At 34.0% G+C, this 15,254-nt stretch carries 15 protein-coding genes; 8 read left to right on the plus strand and 7 right to left on the minus strand.

The window, feature by feature from the left end; translation table 11 throughout:
- Nucleotides 1-2: 2 nt before the first annotated feature.
- The 6 genes from BC962_RS06630 to BC962_RS06655 form a co-directional block, all read right to left on the minus strand.
- Nucleotides 3-716, minus strand: coding sequence for a methyltransferase domain-containing protein (locus BC962_RS06630; protein WP_121345135.1), 714 nt, complete (start codon nucleotides 714-716; stop codon nucleotides 3-5).
- A complete protein-coding gene (locus BC962_RS06635; protein ID WP_121345136.1) occupies nucleotides 713-1,837 on the minus strand; it encodes an NAD(P)/FAD-dependent oxidoreductase in 1,125 nt (374 codons plus the stop codon). The genes BC962_RS06630 and BC962_RS06635 overlap by 4 nt, the downstream gene beginning before the upstream one ends.
- 74 nt (nucleotides 1,838-1,911) lie before the next feature.
- Entirely contained in the window at nucleotides 1,912-2,607 is a 696-nt protein-coding gene (locus tag BC962_RS06640) for an OmpA family protein (protein ID WP_121345137.1), read from the minus strand.
- A gap of 10 nt (nucleotides 2,608-2,617) precedes the next feature.
- Nucleotides 2,618-3,097 carry a lipocalin family protein gene (locus tag BC962_RS06645; RefSeq protein ID WP_121345138.1) on the minus strand — a complete coding sequence of 160 codons (480 nt, stop codon included), beginning with the start codon at nucleotides 3,095-3,097 and terminating at the stop codon, nucleotides 2,618-2,620.
- Nucleotides 3,098-3,178: 81 nt separating this feature from the next.
- Entirely contained in the window at nucleotides 3,179-3,340 is a 162-nt protein-coding gene (locus tag BC962_RS06650) for a DUF1328 domain-containing protein (protein ID WP_010228413.1), read from the minus strand.
- A gap of 131 nt (nucleotides 3,341-3,471) precedes the next feature.
- Nucleotides 3,472-5,478, minus strand: coding sequence for an alpha-ketoacid dehydrogenase subunit alpha/beta (locus tag BC962_RS06655; protein ID WP_121345139.1), 2,007 nt, complete (start codon nucleotides 5,476-5,478; stop codon nucleotides 3,472-3,474).
- A gap of 128 nt (nucleotides 5,479-5,606) precedes the next feature.
- Here BC962_RS06655 and BC962_RS06660 point away from each other — a divergent pair, with 128 nt between their 5' ends.
- Genes BC962_RS06660 through BC962_RS06690 form a run of 7 tightly spaced genes read left to right on the plus strand, consistent with a single transcriptional unit; the run spans nucleotide 5,607 to nucleotide 12,343 of the window.
- Complete coding sequence (locus tag BC962_RS06660; protein WP_121346027.1) at nucleotides 5,607-6,557, plus strand: isopenicillin N synthase family dioxygenase; 951 nt, start codon at nucleotides 5,607-5,609, stop codon at nucleotides 6,555-6,557.
- Between the two features lie 3 nt (nucleotides 6,558-6,560).
- Entirely contained in the window at nucleotides 6,561-6,914 is a 354-nt protein-coding gene (locus tag BC962_RS06665; RefSeq protein ID WP_121345140.1) for a translation initiation factor, read from the plus strand.
- A 30-nt stretch (nucleotides 6,915-6,944) separates the two neighbouring features.
- Nucleotides 6,945-7,874, plus strand: coding sequence for a DUF1835 domain-containing protein (locus BC962_RS06670; RefSeq protein ID WP_121345141.1), 930 nt, complete (start codon nucleotides 6,945-6,947; stop codon nucleotides 7,872-7,874).
- 1 nt (nucleotide 7,875) lies between these two features.
- Nucleotides 7,876-8,757 (plus strand): nucleoside phosphorylase, encoded by an 882-nt coding sequence (locus BC962_RS06675; RefSeq protein WP_121345142.1) that lies wholly within the window; start codon nucleotides 7,876-7,878, stop codon nucleotides 8,755-8,757.
- A 58-nt stretch (nucleotides 8,758-8,815) separates the two neighbouring features.
- Entirely contained in the window at nucleotides 8,816-10,858 is a 2,043-nt protein-coding gene (gene ppk1 / locus BC962_RS06680) for a polyphosphate kinase 1 (RefSeq protein WP_121345143.1), read from the plus strand.
- On the plus strand, nucleotides 10,858-11,709 hold the full coding sequence (locus BC962_RS06685; RefSeq protein ID WP_121345144.1) for a substrate-binding domain-containing protein: 852 nt from the start codon (nucleotides 10,858-10,860) through the stop codon (nucleotides 11,707-11,709). Before ppk1 ends, BC962_RS06685 begins: the two co-directional genes overlap by 1 nt.
- Nucleotides 11,710-11,743: 34 nt before the next feature.
- Nucleotides 11,744-12,343: a hypothetical protein gene (locus tag BC962_RS06690; protein ID WP_121345145.1), complete on the plus strand. Its 600-nt coding sequence runs from the start codon at nucleotides 11,744-11,746 to the stop codon at nucleotides 12,341-12,343.
- A 1-nt stretch (nucleotide 12,344) separates the two neighbouring features.
- Here the strand turns inward: BC962_RS06690 and BC962_RS06695 are convergent, their stop codons facing one another.
- Nucleotides 12,345-13,013, minus strand: a complete 669-nt coding sequence (locus tag BC962_RS06695; protein ID WP_121345146.1) for a uracil-DNA glycosylase — start codon at nucleotides 13,011-13,013, stop codon at nucleotides 12,345-12,347.
- A 47-nt stretch (nucleotides 13,014-13,060) separates the two neighbouring features.
- Between BC962_RS06695 and BC962_RS06700 the strand changes: the two genes are divergently transcribed.
- Nucleotides 13,061-15,253, plus strand: a complete 2,193-nt coding sequence (locus tag BC962_RS06700) for an endonuclease MutS2 (RefSeq protein ID WP_121345147.1) — start codon at nucleotides 13,061-13,063, stop codon at nucleotides 15,251-15,253.
- Nucleotide 15,254 lies beyond the last annotated feature (1 nt).

The following is a 15,254-nucleotide window of genomic DNA, read 5'->3' on the forward strand; positions in this document are numbered from 1 at the left end:
GGTTATTTTTTTAAGATCCAACGGTAACGGAATGCCCATTTCCATTTTATACTATGTTTTTGAGAAGGGATTTCTTTGGCTAAATTTTCTAGATCATTCTTTTTGAAACCCCGAAGAATAGACGTTAATCCATCTTTTCTTGCAATCTCATTGTTGATGAACACTTTACAGAAAGCCTGAAATAAAATATATGCGGTTTTACTTCGCTGAAGATCATTTATTACAACCCCTTTTTTAGATTGATGCATAAAAGTATTTAGTAATTCTAAGATCTCCTCATTTTTAAAATGGTGAAGAGTGAGGGTGCAAAGCACTATATCGTATTTCTGCTCTTTATAGGTCTCACTAAAAATGTTTAAGGCTTCGAACTTTATTTCAGGATAATAATTGGATCTTCTTTGGGCAATTTCAACCGCGTATGGGTTTGCATCTATCCCAATAAGTTCTAAATTAAAATTTTGATTTCTACCCCAATTAGCAATTTCTCGAAGTACAGCCCCACTACCGCAACCTACATCTGCTATTCTTATCGTTGTTTGCTCCGGAGTGTCTTTCAAAAGAACTTGAATTCCCTCTAAGGTGATCTTATTTCCGCCCAACCATTTATTTATCTTTTCAAGATCACTCAGGGTTTGCTCTAGTTCTTCCCCTTTTAATTCGAAATCATCCATGATCTCGGCTTCTTCACTGCGTTTTGAAGTATTTATAGAAATCATAATATTGGGTTTCCGTGGGTTCTTGAAATAATTTTTGGGAGCAATGAAGGGAAGCTACTTATAATTTTTTGAACGATATTTGAAAGCTTTGGATTTAATAAAATATTTTGCAAAATATTACCCATCCGTAATCTGGAGCTAAACTGTTCTTTCCAATTTTTTTGATATTCCTTTTCCATATCTTCTCTATTGTAGGTTTCATTTTCGTAATATTTGAGAATTACTTCTGAAGCGATCTTAGCGCTATGGATCGCCATGGCCATGCCATTCCCCGACAAAGGATGAATTAGTCCTGCCGCATCTCCTAACATTAGAATATGATCTTCCACACTAGATTTCTTTTTAAATGATATCTGTGCAATGCTAAGGTCTCTATCAAATAATGGGATTGCATCCTGAAAAAAAGAATTTAAATGAGGGTTTTGCATTAAAATTTCACTTTTAAAAGTGCTTGGATCTTTATGTGCTTTAAAGCTATTATAGGAAGCCAAATAACAAACATTAATAGCTCCAGATTCGGTTTTAGATAATCCGCAATACCCACCTTTAAAATTATGTAGCATTACTAGATCATCTGGAAAATCTTCTTTTATATAATGTCCTTTTATTGCTAACCATCCAGACTTTTGATCGATAAAATCACGATACAATTTTTTATCCAATAATGAGCGTTTTCCATAAGCTCCTAATATCAAATGAAAGTGATACGTATCTTTTTTATTGGTGATTAATTCGAATTCATTTTCAATAAATTTCACATCGGTTACCAATTTGTGAACGAACTTAACACCAAAGGAAATTGCTTTTTGATACAGAAATTCATCTAAAGTATAACGGGAGACCCCTAAACCGCCTAGGGGCAATGTTGTGTCTATTAATTTTCCAGATACATCGCTGTATTGAAGCTTGCTTATTTTGGCAGGATTAAGATCTAATAGATCAATTCCAAGTTGTTCTAAGTATGGTACGATCTCCAGAGATAGATATTCTCCACAAACTTTATGGCTAGGATAAGAGTCTTTCTCGAATACTGTAACAAGCAAATTATTTTTAGAAAGATGAATAGCAGAAACGAGGCCTGATAGACCACCGCCGATAATTCCTATAGATTTTTTTTTCACTTGTTGAAGATACTAAAAGGAAACAAAAAAATCCCGGGGGAAACCCGGGATTTAGTATGAATTTGTGAGTTGTCTTAGTTCTCTTTAGTAGCTTCTTCTGCTTCTTTTTTCAATTGTTCATTTGCAACGATAGCAAGTTCTACTCTACGATTCTTAGATCTACCATCTGCAGTAGTGTTATCGTACTTAGGTTGAGCTTCCCCATACCACTTGGTATCAAACCTACCTTTATCCAATCCGTTATTAACCATATAATTTGTTACGGCCTGCGCTCTGTTCTTAGACAAAGTAAGGTTATAACTATCACTACCTGTATCATCTGTATGTCCTTCAACTAAAACATTAGTATTTGGATATTCTTTAAAGATACCAGCTAATTTATTCAAGGTTTCTTGAGATTTTGCATTGATGTTATATTTTTCAGTATCAAAATAAACACCACTCGCTTCATCAAATGTCACGTTAATTCCTTCACCTACTCTTTCAACTTCAGCACCAGGAATTTCTTGCTCTATTTGTTTAGCTTGTTTATCCATTCTACTTCCAATGTAACCACCAGCAGTACCACCTACAACACCACCAATTATGGCCCCTAGAGCAGTATTTCCTTTTCCAACATTGTTTCCAATTACACCACCTATAACGGCTCCACTACCAGCACCTATTACAGCACCTTTTTGAGTGTTATTTGCATTCTTAGTAGCCTCACAACCAAATAATAAGGTTGCCGTAAATGCTAGAGCTAAAAATTTATTTATTCCTATTTTCATAATTTATATTTTAAAGTTTAGTAAAATTCATTCTGATAACAAATGGAGAACCTTCTAGGGTTACAGTTTGTTCCCAGGTCATTGTAGTTTCGGTTAAGGAAACTAAGTTAATTCTGAAACCTTGATTTCCAGTAGTAGAGTTCCATTTACTATCTGTTGGTTTCAATAAAAAGTCGAATGTTCCACTTGGTGTATTCTCTTCGTCTATAGACCAAACGAAATAACGTTCTCCAGCAGTACAATTAGAACCAGCAGTAGTATAAGTACCCGTATTGTTATTGGAAACAAAACTCCAGTTACTTCCCTTAAAACATGCTGCCGAAGCATCATTAAATAAGGTAACATCAAATGTACCTTGAGAATTAGGATATGTAACGGTATTAAGCATCCAATCGCCTTTAAATGTTTTACGAGCTTCTGTTGCTACTTTACTAGGACCACAGGAAACTATTAAAAGAGCTGCGGTGAGTATAAAAATTAACTTTTTCATAAGGGTTTTTGTTTAAAGATTTGAAAAAATCCAATCAAATAAAGTTATTTTATCTAATTGGATTAATATATTGAGCTTAAATTATCTTCTGAATAATCGGCTTATTAAGGAAATAACAAGCAATACAATAAAGATGTAAAAGATAATTTTTGCAATGTCTGCAGATCCTTCTGCGATTCCTCCAAAACCAAAAATTGCAGCAACTAGTGCAATAATCAGGAAAATAACAATAAGTCGTACCATAATAATAGTAGTTTAATGATTAGTTAAAGCTAAATTACTCTACGCTTAAGCATCTAACAAAAGATTATTAATAATTTAACAAGGAATTTGTTAAGGAATCTTAAATATAAACTTGTAAAGCCAATATTTTGCTAATACGTTATTAATTCTTTTAATTTTTCATTAATACGATTTTTCGGAAGATATTGATTCTCTAGGTTTTGCGTAAATGGAATTGGTGTTTCCATACTTCCTAATCTCTTTATAGGTGCATCTAAATACTCAAAACATTCTTCTGCCACCTGCGCTGCAATATCTGAAGCGATACTTCCAAAGATAGAGTCCTCATTTATTATAAGTACGCGTCCTGTTTTCTTTACAGAAGTGAAAACGGTGTCTATATCTAAGGGTTGCAAAGTTCTAAGATCTATTAGATCTACACTAAGATCTGGGAACTCCAATAAGGCTTCCATTGCCCAATGTACAGCTGCTCCGTAAGCTACAATAGTAACCTCGTGCCCTTCCTGGATGAATGCGGCTTTTCCAAAAGGAATCGTATAATAATTTGTTGGCACTTCTTGACGAATACTTCTATAAAGTGCTTTATGTTCAAAAAACAAGACTGGATTGGGATCGTTAAAGGCGGTATTCAATAATCCTTTGGCATCTTTAGGAAATGCTGGATACACAACCTTTAAACCTGGAGTTTTAGTGAACCAAGCTTCATTAGTTTGACTATGAAAGGGTCCTGCGCCAACCCCTGCGCCACAAGGCATTCTTATTACAACATCTGCTTGTTGGTTCCATCTATAATGTACTTTAGCTAAATAATTAACCACTGGATTAAAGCCTGAACTCACAAAATCTGCAAATTGCATTTCCACCATAGACTTAATCCCTTTAATAGAAAGTCCCATTGCAGCTGCCACAATTCCCGATTCACAAATAGGGGTATTACGAACTCTGTCTTTGCCGAAGTCTGCTAAACTGTTCTCTGTTATTTTAAAAACTCCTCCATAATCTGCAATATCTTGCCCCATTAGAACAAGATCATCGTGCTGTTGCATAGATTGCTTTAAACCTTCTGCTATCGCATCGATAAACCGGATATTCTCTACTTCTTTATTTTCTTCAAAATGCTGATATTCAAATTTTTGATATACATCATTTAACTCTTCACTTTCAGAAGAAACAATTACTTCTTCATCGAATGCTAGCTGTAAGTTCTCATTTATTTCAGCTTTGATATCCTTTATATAGCCTTTATTAACCTCTTCACTAAGGATGTTATTTTCTATTAAGAAGGCTTTAAAATTAGATAGTGGATCTTTAGCAGCCCACTCCTTCATCAAGTCTTCTGGAACATACTTTGTTCCACTTGCCTCTTCATGACCTCGCATTCTAAATGTTATAAATTCCAATAATACTGGTCTTGGGTTTTCACGAACACTTTCAGCTATCTCAGATACCTTGGTAAATACTTCTAAAATATTATTCCCATCTATTTGATAAGCTTCCATTCCATAACCAATCCCGCGGTCCATGATATTCTTGCACCTATATTGCTCGGTGGTTGGGGTTGAAAGTCCGTATCCATTATTTTCAACACAAAATAAAACAGGAAGATCCCAAACAGAAGCAATATTTAAAGCCTCATGAAAATCCCCTTCACTGGTACCTCCTTCTCCAGTAAAAACCGCAGTTAATTTATTTTCATTTTTAAGTTTATGTGCTAAAGCAATACCATCTGCAACTCCTAACTGAGGACCTAAGTGAGATATCATTCCCACAATTTTATATTCTTGAGTTCCGAAATGAAAACTTCTATCTCTTCCCTTAGTAAAACCATTAGCTTTTCCCTGCCATTGAGAAAACAACCTATAAAGAGGTATTTCTCTAGCGGTAAATACACCTAAATTTCTATGCATTGGTAAGATATATTCATCTTCTTGCATTGCCATTGTTACTCCTATAGAAATGGCTTCCTGCCCTATTCCACTAAACCATTTAGATACTTTTCCCTGCCTTAATAAAATAAGCATTTTTTCTTCTATGAGTCTGGGCTTAAGCATTCCCCTGTATAACTTTAAAAGAGTAGAATTAGGGAGGTTGGTGTTTTGGTAGTTTATGCTTGAAAAGTCTGTATTTGCAGGTTTCATAAAATATATCTAGTTAATCAAATGTAATTAATTTTATGAGTTCCTTATAATTGTAAAGAAAAATATATACTCCATTAATTTTATTTAACTTTGTTTGTAAACTATGATAAAGACACCGTAAAATGGCAATGAATAATATACCAAGTGTAGACTTAGCAGATTTTCTTTCAGGAGATCCAAAGCGCAAGCAAAAATTTGTTGATGAAATAGGTACAGCCTATGAAGAGATTGGATTTGTTTCACTAAAAAATCACTTTTTGAGTGATGAGTTGGTGGAGGAATTATATAAAGAAGTAAAATTATTCTTTGACCTTTCAGAAGAGACTAAGAGAAGTTATGAAATTGAAGGTTTAGGAGGACAGAGAGGTTATATTTCTTTTGGGAAAGAACATGCTAAAGGCAAAAAAGAAGGAGATCTTAAAGAATTCTGGCATTTTGGACAAGAACCAACAGCCGATGCTAATTTAAAAGAAGAATATCCTCCAAACGTAATTGTAGAAGAATTAAAAGATTTTAATCATACCGGGATGGAAGCATATAGAATGCTTGAAAAAACGGGAATCTATGTATTAAGAGCTTTAGCTATATATATTGGCTTAGATGAGCATTATTTTGATCATTGGGCAAGTAATGGAAATAGTATTTTAAGACCTATTCATTACCCACCAATCACTGAAGAACCTAAAGGTGCTGAACGTGCCGGAGCACACGGGGATATCAATTTAATCACACTTTTAATGGGTGCTTCTACAGGAGGACTTCAGGTAATGAGAAAAGACGGAGAATGGATAGATGCAATTCCCGAAGAAGATGAATTGGTTATTAATGTTGGTGATATGCTGGAAAGACTTACCAATAATAAATTAAGATCTACTATTCATAAAGTGGTAAATCCACCTAAGGAGCAATGGAGCAATCCACGTTATTCTATTCCATTTTTTATGCATCCAAGAGGTGAAATGCCTTTAAATTGTCTGGAAGAATGTATAGATGAAAACAATCCTAAGCAATATGAAGATATTACTGCTGGAGAATTTCTACATCAGCGTCTTGTTGAGATAGGGCTTATTAAAAAATAAGTTATGTCCAAGAAAAAATTAGGTTTAGAGGATCTGGGCGGATTTGTCTTTTCTACAGATAATGATTTTGATGTAGATGCTAATGATTCAGAACAAACCGAAACCCCAGAACCTAAAGATCAATATTTAGAGGCACATTTTAGCAACAAAGGTCGCGGTGGTAAAATTGTGACTGTTATTAAAGGTTTTGAAGGAAAGGATGAAGATCTTAATTCTCTTGGAAAAACCTTAAAGAAAAAATGTGGTGTTGGTGGATCTGTTAAAGATGGAGAGATCATAATTCAAGGAGATGTTAGAAATAAAGTCATGGAGTTTTTAAAACAAGATGGTTATAGAGTGAAACGAGTTGGCGGATGATTTATACTAATGTTTTTTTAACCCCTTAATATGCCTAGACAATTACATATTGCTAATGGAAATATACTTGCAGAAAATATTTCGGAATTGGGCATTGAGGGAGATATTGTTATTTGGCGAGAAATGCTTTGTGAGGGTCCTACCACCTATGAACTAGGAACTCCAGAATTCATTAAACTACGCACTACTTTCTTAAAACGCTTTTATCAAATTAATCCAGAAGATTATGAAGAGAAATTTTTACAACAACTTCAGAAATTAGATGCGATAAAAGATACCGATGAAATTATTCTTTGGTTTGAGTTCGATCTTTTCTCTCATATTAATATGATAGCTGCAATTAGCCGTTTACTGGAAAATAAGGTAGATCTGCCTGTTTACTTAGTTTGCAGCAAAAAACTGAAAGGAGAAAAGGAATTTCAACCACTTTCTCAATTATCTCTGAAACATCTAAAAAATCACTTCGATCAGAAAATACATTTAGATCAGGATGATCTAGAAATGGCAAATTTGATCTGGCAGTATTACAATGAAGAGAACCCTTTGAAATTAAAATCCTTGATAAGGCAAAAATCTAATTTCGAATACCTTTCCAGCTGTATTAGAACTCATATAGAACGTTTTCCAAATTCCAGAACAGGCTTAAACACGATAGAAGCAAATATTCTTAGATTAATAAAAGAGAATAATATCACTAGTTTAAATCAGTTATTGGGCTATTCTATTCAGTATCAAGGATATTTTGGATATGGAGAAAGACAAATTCAGAGATTACTAGATAAGTTGAAAAAGTTTTATACTCTTAAAAATGAGAGGATCATCCTTACTGAAGAGGGAGAAGAGGCTTTTATTGGCTCACGTAATTTTTATCAAAACCTAAAAAACAAAGATTCATTTGGCGGAGTAAAAATGTATGATTTTTTATACGACTCTGAATCTCATAATATTTTAAAATTATAGAATGACTTTAAAACCTTCAGAGTTTATCCTAAATGAAGATGGTAGTATTTATCATTTAAATTTATTGCCAAATCAATTAGCTACAACAGTTATTACGGTAGGTGATCCAGATAGAGTAAACAATATTACTAAGCATTTTGATACTATAGAGCATATTGTACATAAAAGAGAGTTCCATACTCAAACTGGAATGTACAAAGGTAAACGCATTAGTGTGATCTCTACAGGTATTGGAACCGATAATATAGATATCGTCTTCAACGAATTAGATGCGTTGGTAAACATAGATTTTAAAACAAGGAAGGTTAAGAAAAATCTCACTTCTTTAGATATTATTAGAATAGGGACTTCTGGATCTATTCAAGCAGATATCCCAATAGATGCTTTTTTAGTTTCTGAAACTGCTGTAGGTTTCGATTCTTTACTTCATTTTTATAAAAGTGAGGAAATCCAAGATATAAAATTTTCAAAATTATTATTAGAACATCTAATTCTTCCAAGAGAAAATGGTCTTCCTTATGTAGTAAATGCAGATGTTAGGCTACTCTCCTATTTTGAAAAGGATTATTTTAAAGGAATTACTGTAACCAACTGTGGCTTTTATGGTCCACAAGGAAGAGTGCTTAGGTTGCCACTTAGCAACCCAAATCTAAATGATAGAATGGCTCACTTTAATTATAAAGACCGAAGAATAACCAATCTTGAAATGGAGACTGCCGGGATCTATGGTTTATCGAAACTTCTTGGGCATAGAGCGCTCTCATTAAATGCTATAGTTGCTAATAGAGCAACAGGCGAATTTAGTAAAGATCCAACAGCTACGGTAGAAAGGCTTATTGTGGATGCACTAGATAGAATAGCTTCTATAGAGGCCGTTATTTAACAGAACATTAAAGTTGAGAGCATTGTAGTCTTTGTATTTTTGTTAAAAATGATCCCCTATGCTAGCATCTACAGAATCTCGTTTAAGACATCGCGATCTAAATTGGTTGAGTTTCAATGAACGGGTTTTACAAGAAGCTGAAGACGAAATAAATCCGCTTTACGAAAGACTTAAATTTTTAGCTATTTTCTCTTCTAATTTAGATGAATACTTTAGAGTACGCGTATCTCAATTACGGCAGATTAAAAAAGTAGAGAAGAGCATTCGTAAAAAACTTGCCTTAAGACCTAATAAATTTACCAAGCAAATCTTAGAGGAAGTAAAACTTCAGCAAAATAAATTTGGAGAGATCTTTCATGAGCAGATCATTCCGCAATTGGCAGAAAAAGAAATCTTTCTAATAGAATCAGAAAACTTCAATCAGGAACAACATGCTTATGCAAAAAAATATTATAATGAGCAGGTAGCAAAATATTTGAAACCTGAAGTCATTGACCTTACTAAAGCATCTGAATTATTTCTCACCAATAATATACTTTATTTAGTAGTTACATTTAAGGATGAAAACAAACTAGGTTTTGTAAATATTCCTACTGAAGAATGTGGCCGCTTTGTACAATTCACCAATAATACGATCACTTTTCTAGACGATATTATTAGAAATATTATTCCAGAATTATTTCCAAAGGAATCTGTTTCCGGGATTTATGAAATAAAAATGTCTCGAGATGCCGAACTCTATATTGAAGATGAATTTGATGGGGTTTTAGCCGAAAAAATTTATGAGTCCTTGGCACAACGAACAGATGGGCAACCTACTCGTTTACTATATGATGCAGATATGGATAAGGAAATCCATAAGAAGTTAAGAAAACTCTTAAATCTTGGAAAGATAGATATGATGCCTGGAGGGAGATATCATAATTTTAGCGATTTTTTCTCTTTCCCAGATCCAACAAATAATGCCGAGTTACATTTTGAAGAGCTTCCCCCTCTTAAACATAAAGTTTTAGGTAATTCAGAAAATTATTTTGAGATCATAGCTGCAAAAGATCAGTCTTTGCATTTCCCTTTTATGTCTTTCAACTATGTCGAAAAATTCTTGGAGCAAGCAGCTTCAGACCCAACTGTAGAAGCGATAAAAATATCGCTTTATAGAGTCGCCGATGAATCTCAATTAACATCTAGTCTTCTTAAGGCTATTGAAAATGGTATTAAAGTGACCATTTTTGTTGAAGCAAAAGCAAGATTTGATGAAGCTAACAATATAGTTTGGGGAAGGAAGTTTGAAGAAAAAGGAGCCAATGTAATTTATAGCTATCCAAAGATTAAAGTTCACTCCAAGATCATGCTGGTTAAACGGCAGGAAAATGGAAAAGCGAAAAGATACGCTTATATAGGAACCGGGAATTTTAATAGTAAGACCTCCAAGATTTATTGTGATCATGCAATTTTCACTGCAGATAAAAGAGTAACTAAGGAACTGGATCGTATTTTTAAGGTGTTGGATGGAAAATTGATCATTCCTAGAGAAAAGCACTTATTAATATCTCCTTTCTCCACCCGTAGAAATTTCACTAAACTGGTTTTAAATGAAATTCAATTTGCGAAAGAAGGAAAAAAGGCTTCCATAATTGCGAAAATGAATAGCTTAGAAGATGAAGAAATGATCGAACTTTTATATAAGGCCAGTAATGCTGGAGTAAAAATTCGATTGCTTATTCGTGGTTTCACGAGTCTGATACCTGGAATTAAAGGAATGAGTGAAAATATTTATATTACCAGTATTATAGATAGATTTTTGGAGCACGGAAGAATCTATCTTTTTGAAAATGGAGGCGATGAACAAATATTTTTTGGAAGTGCAGATTGGATGAGTAGAAATTTAGACAGAAGGATAGAAGTGATCACACCTATTTTTGATGAAGATATCGCTCAGGAATTTAAAGATATTTTACATATTCAATTGAGTGATAATGTAAAAGCAAGAATTCAGGATAAAGAAGAGTCGAACACTTATGTTGAAAGAAAGGCTGGAGAAAAAGCGATTCGTTCTCAATATGAGATCTATGAGTATTTAAAAGAAAAACACGATATATAATGAGAACACTTAGAGTTGGTGGAGTTCCAGAACATTTCAATCTTCCATGGCATCTTGCTATAGAAGATGGAGATTTTGAATATGATCATTTACATATAGAATGGCATAGTTTCCCTGGGGGAACGGGCGCTATGAATTCTGCTTTGAGAAATAATGAAATAGATGTCGCTATTATTTTAACAGAAGGGATCATTAAAGATATCATCGCTGGAAATCCGTCTAAAATAGTACAAACCTATGTACATTCTCCATTAATATGGGGAATACACGTAGATGCTAATTCTAAATATAGTTCTGTAGAAGACCTAAAAAATACAAAGGCAGCTATTTCAAGGATGGGATCGGGATCTCATCTTATGGCATATATAAATGCTGAAAAGCTACACTGGGAACCTAAATCATTAGACTTTGAAATTGTTGGGGATATAGATGGAGCTGTAAAAGCTCTAGAAGAAGATAAAGCTCAGTACTTTATGTGGGAACGTTTTACTACTAAACCTTTGGTAGATAAAGGCGTTTTTAGAAGTGTGGGAGAATGTCCTACTCCGTGGCCATGTTTTGTTATTGCGGTAAGAGAAGACGTTTTAGAAAATCAAAAGGATGCCGTTAGGGAAATGTTGAAGGTGATTAACACTAAAACGATCAGTTTTAAAGAGATCCCGGAAATAGAGGAGCTATTAGCTAAACGATATGATCAAAAGCTAGAAGATATTAAAGAATGGTTGGAGATCACTTCATGGAGTGAATCCCAGCTGACAGTAGAGGAAATTGAGAATATTCAAAACCATTTATTAAGCTTGAATTTAATTCCTGAAAAACTCGCTGCTTCCAAATTAATTTATAATTTGTAGTTTTTAATCTCATTTTATATTTTAAAAAGCTTACATGAAAAAACAATTACTTCTTCCCCTCTTTTTATTTGCATCATTTATAAGTTTCTCACAAGGAATAACTACTGAAAAGGAGACCACTTCTTCAGAAGAAATAGTTTATAAACGAGATATTGCAAAAAACGAACTAAGTATAGGTACATTAAATTTAGTTGCTTTTGGAGCTCTGGATGTTGCCTATGAACGTATAATAACACCAAATTCTAGTTGGGCAATTGAAGCCTTTGTTCTGGCCTTAGATAGAGATAACGAAGACATTGGTGATGCTTTTAACAAAGATGTCTCTTTAACGGGAAAATATAAATACTTTTTTGGAGACCGTACAGCTTGGGGATTTTATGTAAATGGACTTGCAATGATATCTTCTGGGAAATATTCTGAGTATAATGAATACTTTGTGGATGATATCTATTACTCTAACCGTGAAAAGATATCTTATACAGATTTCGCTCTGGGATTTGGTTTAGGTGGAAAATTTGTTGGAAAACAAGGTTTCTTCTTAGATCTAAGTACCGGGATTGGTAGAAATTTATTCAACGATAACTCTCCTGTTGTTGTTGGCCAGTTTAATGTAAACCTCGGATTTAGATTTTAAATTACCAGTTTATTGGGGATTTCCTGTTTTCAATTAGATATTTATTCGTTTGGGTAAAATGTTTATTTCCAAACCAATATCCACGATTAGCGCTTAAGGGAGAAGGATGACCACTAGTTAAAACCAAATGTTTTGAAGTGTCTATCTTTCTTCCTTTCTTTTTTGCATAGCCACCCCAAAGTAAAAAAACCAGGTGTTCCTTTTCTTCAGAAAGAACTTTGATCACCGCATCTGTAAATTTTTCCCATCCTTTATTTTGATGAGATCCTGCATCTCCACCTCTAACAGTTAATACCGCATTCAATAAAAGAACGCCTTGATTTGCCCATTTTTCAAGATCACCATTTTCTGTATTATATGGTCCCCCAAGATCAGACTCCAATTCTTTGAAAATATTTTTTAATGAAGGAGGGTTTGTAACTCCATTATGTACAGAGAAGCACAATCCATTTGCTTGGCCAAATCCATGATATGGGTCCTGCCCTATTATAACCACTTTTGCAGCATCTAAAGATGATTTGTTAAAGGCTTCAAAAATATGTTCTTGTTTTGGGTAACAAGTATTATTTTCATACTCTTCAGAAACAAAATCTATTAATTCTTGGAAATAAGGTTTATTAAATTCATCATTAAGTACCTTTTTCCAACTGTTATGGATAGTGAGCTTCATTATAATTTAAGTAAATTTGTAGAACCCAAAATTAGGGAAAAATTACTATGATAAAAATTGCATCGAAAAGCCTTCAGGATCTAGAGTTTCCTACTGTTAGAAAACAAATAAGTGAGTTGTGTACCACACAAATGGGAATTGAAAAGGCTTTAGAAATTGTACCATATTCTTCTTACGACGATACTATTTTTGGTCTAAACCAGACTAACGAATATGTAAGTTCTTATATGCAGGACAGTAAAATTCCTAATCATGGTTTTGATGCTGTTCATAGGGAGATCAAACTCCTAAATATAGAAAATGCTGTTTTAGAAATTGGAGGCTTTAGGAAGATCTCCAGTCTTTCTCAAACGGTAAACGATCAATTACGATTTTTTAATAAATTCAAGGAACTTTACCCAAGTTTGTATAAGACTACTGAAGAAGTAGAATATACCAAGGTACTTATTGAGAGAATAGATGAAGTAATAGATAGATTTGGGGATGTAAAAGATAATGCTTCTCCCCTGCTACTTAATACTCGCCGGGCGATGAATTTGGTAAAAGGCCAGATAAATTCCAGTTTTACTAATGCGCTTTCAAAATATAGCGGTTATGGTTATTTAGATGAAATAAAAGAAAGTGTTGTAGATAATATTAGAGTGTTGGCAGTTTCAGCTATGCACCGTAAAAAAGTGAAAGGTGGGATTCTAGGAAATTCTAAAACTGGAAGTATTGTATATATTCAGCCAGAAGCTACTTTGAACCATACCAGAGAATTAAATAATCTGGAATATGAGGAAAAAGAAGAGATAGACAGGATATTAAAAGAGCTTACTGTTTTCATGGTTCCTTATATAGAACTATTAAAGGAATATCAGGATCTTCTTAGTGAGATAGACGTGATAGCTGCAAAGGCGAAGTATGCGCGTTTAATTAATGCTTTATTACCAAAGATCACAAAGGAACGGGAGCTTTATATAAAAGATGCTTATCACCCGTTGCTTTATAGAAATAACCTTAAATCGGGGACAAAAACCTATCCTCAGAATATTGAGCTTTCTAAAGAAGAACGTATAATAGTAATTTCCGGACCCAATGCAGGTGGTAAAAGTATCACCTTAAAAACGGTTGGTTTATTGCAAATCATGTTGCAAAGCGGGATTTTAATACCGGTACATGAATACAGTCGGGTTTGTCTTTTCGATAAAATATTAACCGACATTGGAGATAATCAATCTATAGAAAATCATTTAAGTACTTATAGTTATCGCTTAAAGAACATGAATTATTTTCTGAAGAAATGTGATGATAAAACATTATTTCTTATAGATGAATTTGGAACCGGAAGTGATCCGGAATTAGGTGGTGCTTTAGCCGAAACTTTTCTGGAAGTGTTCTACGAGCGGGAATCTTTTGGAATCTTAACTACGCATTATACCAATTTAAAGATGTTGGCGAATGAATTGCCATATATGAGCAACGCCAACATGATGTTTGATTCCAGAACACTGGAACCACTTTTCAAATTGCATCTTGGAGAAGCGGGAAGCTCTTTTACTTTTGAAGTTGCTCAGAAAAACGGAATTCCCTATAGCTTGATAAACCGTTCTAAAAAGAAAGTAGAACGCGGGAAAATCCGATTTGACAAGAGCATTGCAGATCTTCAACGGGAACGCAGCAAGCTTCAAAAAACGACCGATTCATTAAAAAGTAAGGAGTTAAAAGCCTCTCAGCAAAAAGACAAGCTAGAAGAGACAAATTCAAAGATTCAGCAGAAATTAGAGAGCTATCAGGAACTCTATGATAGTAATCAGCGGTTGATCTATCTCGGGCAGAAGATCAATGATCTTAGCGAGAAATACTTCAGCAATAAAAAGAAAAAAGATCTAATTGGTGAATTCTTGAAGATCGTTGAGATCGAGAATTCTAAACGAAAAAAAGAAACACCTAAAGAGATCAAGGTCAAAAAAGTCAAGGAAAAACAGGTGCTTCAAGAAGCTGAAAAGAAAGTAGAAGTAATTAGGGAGCGTAAGAAAGAAGAAAAGAAATCAGAAGCAATTCAGAAGAAAAAAGAAGCAAATAAGCCTAAGGTTGCCTTGAAAATTGGAGACCGAGTTCGAATGGAAGATGGTCGTGCTGTTGGCTCTATAGATAAAATTGAAAAAGGAAAAGCCATTGTAAATTACGGCATGTTCACTACCAACGTAGATCTTGCGCAATTAGAATTGGTGCAACCTGCAGGGAAAAAGAAAAAATAAA

Origin of the sequence: Gillisia mitskevichiae (assembly GCF_003634585.1) — a bacterium.
In the GTDB taxonomy this organism is placed as follows: Bacteria; Bacteroidota; Bacteroidia; order Flavobacteriales; family Flavobacteriaceae; genus Gillisia; species Gillisia mitskevichiae.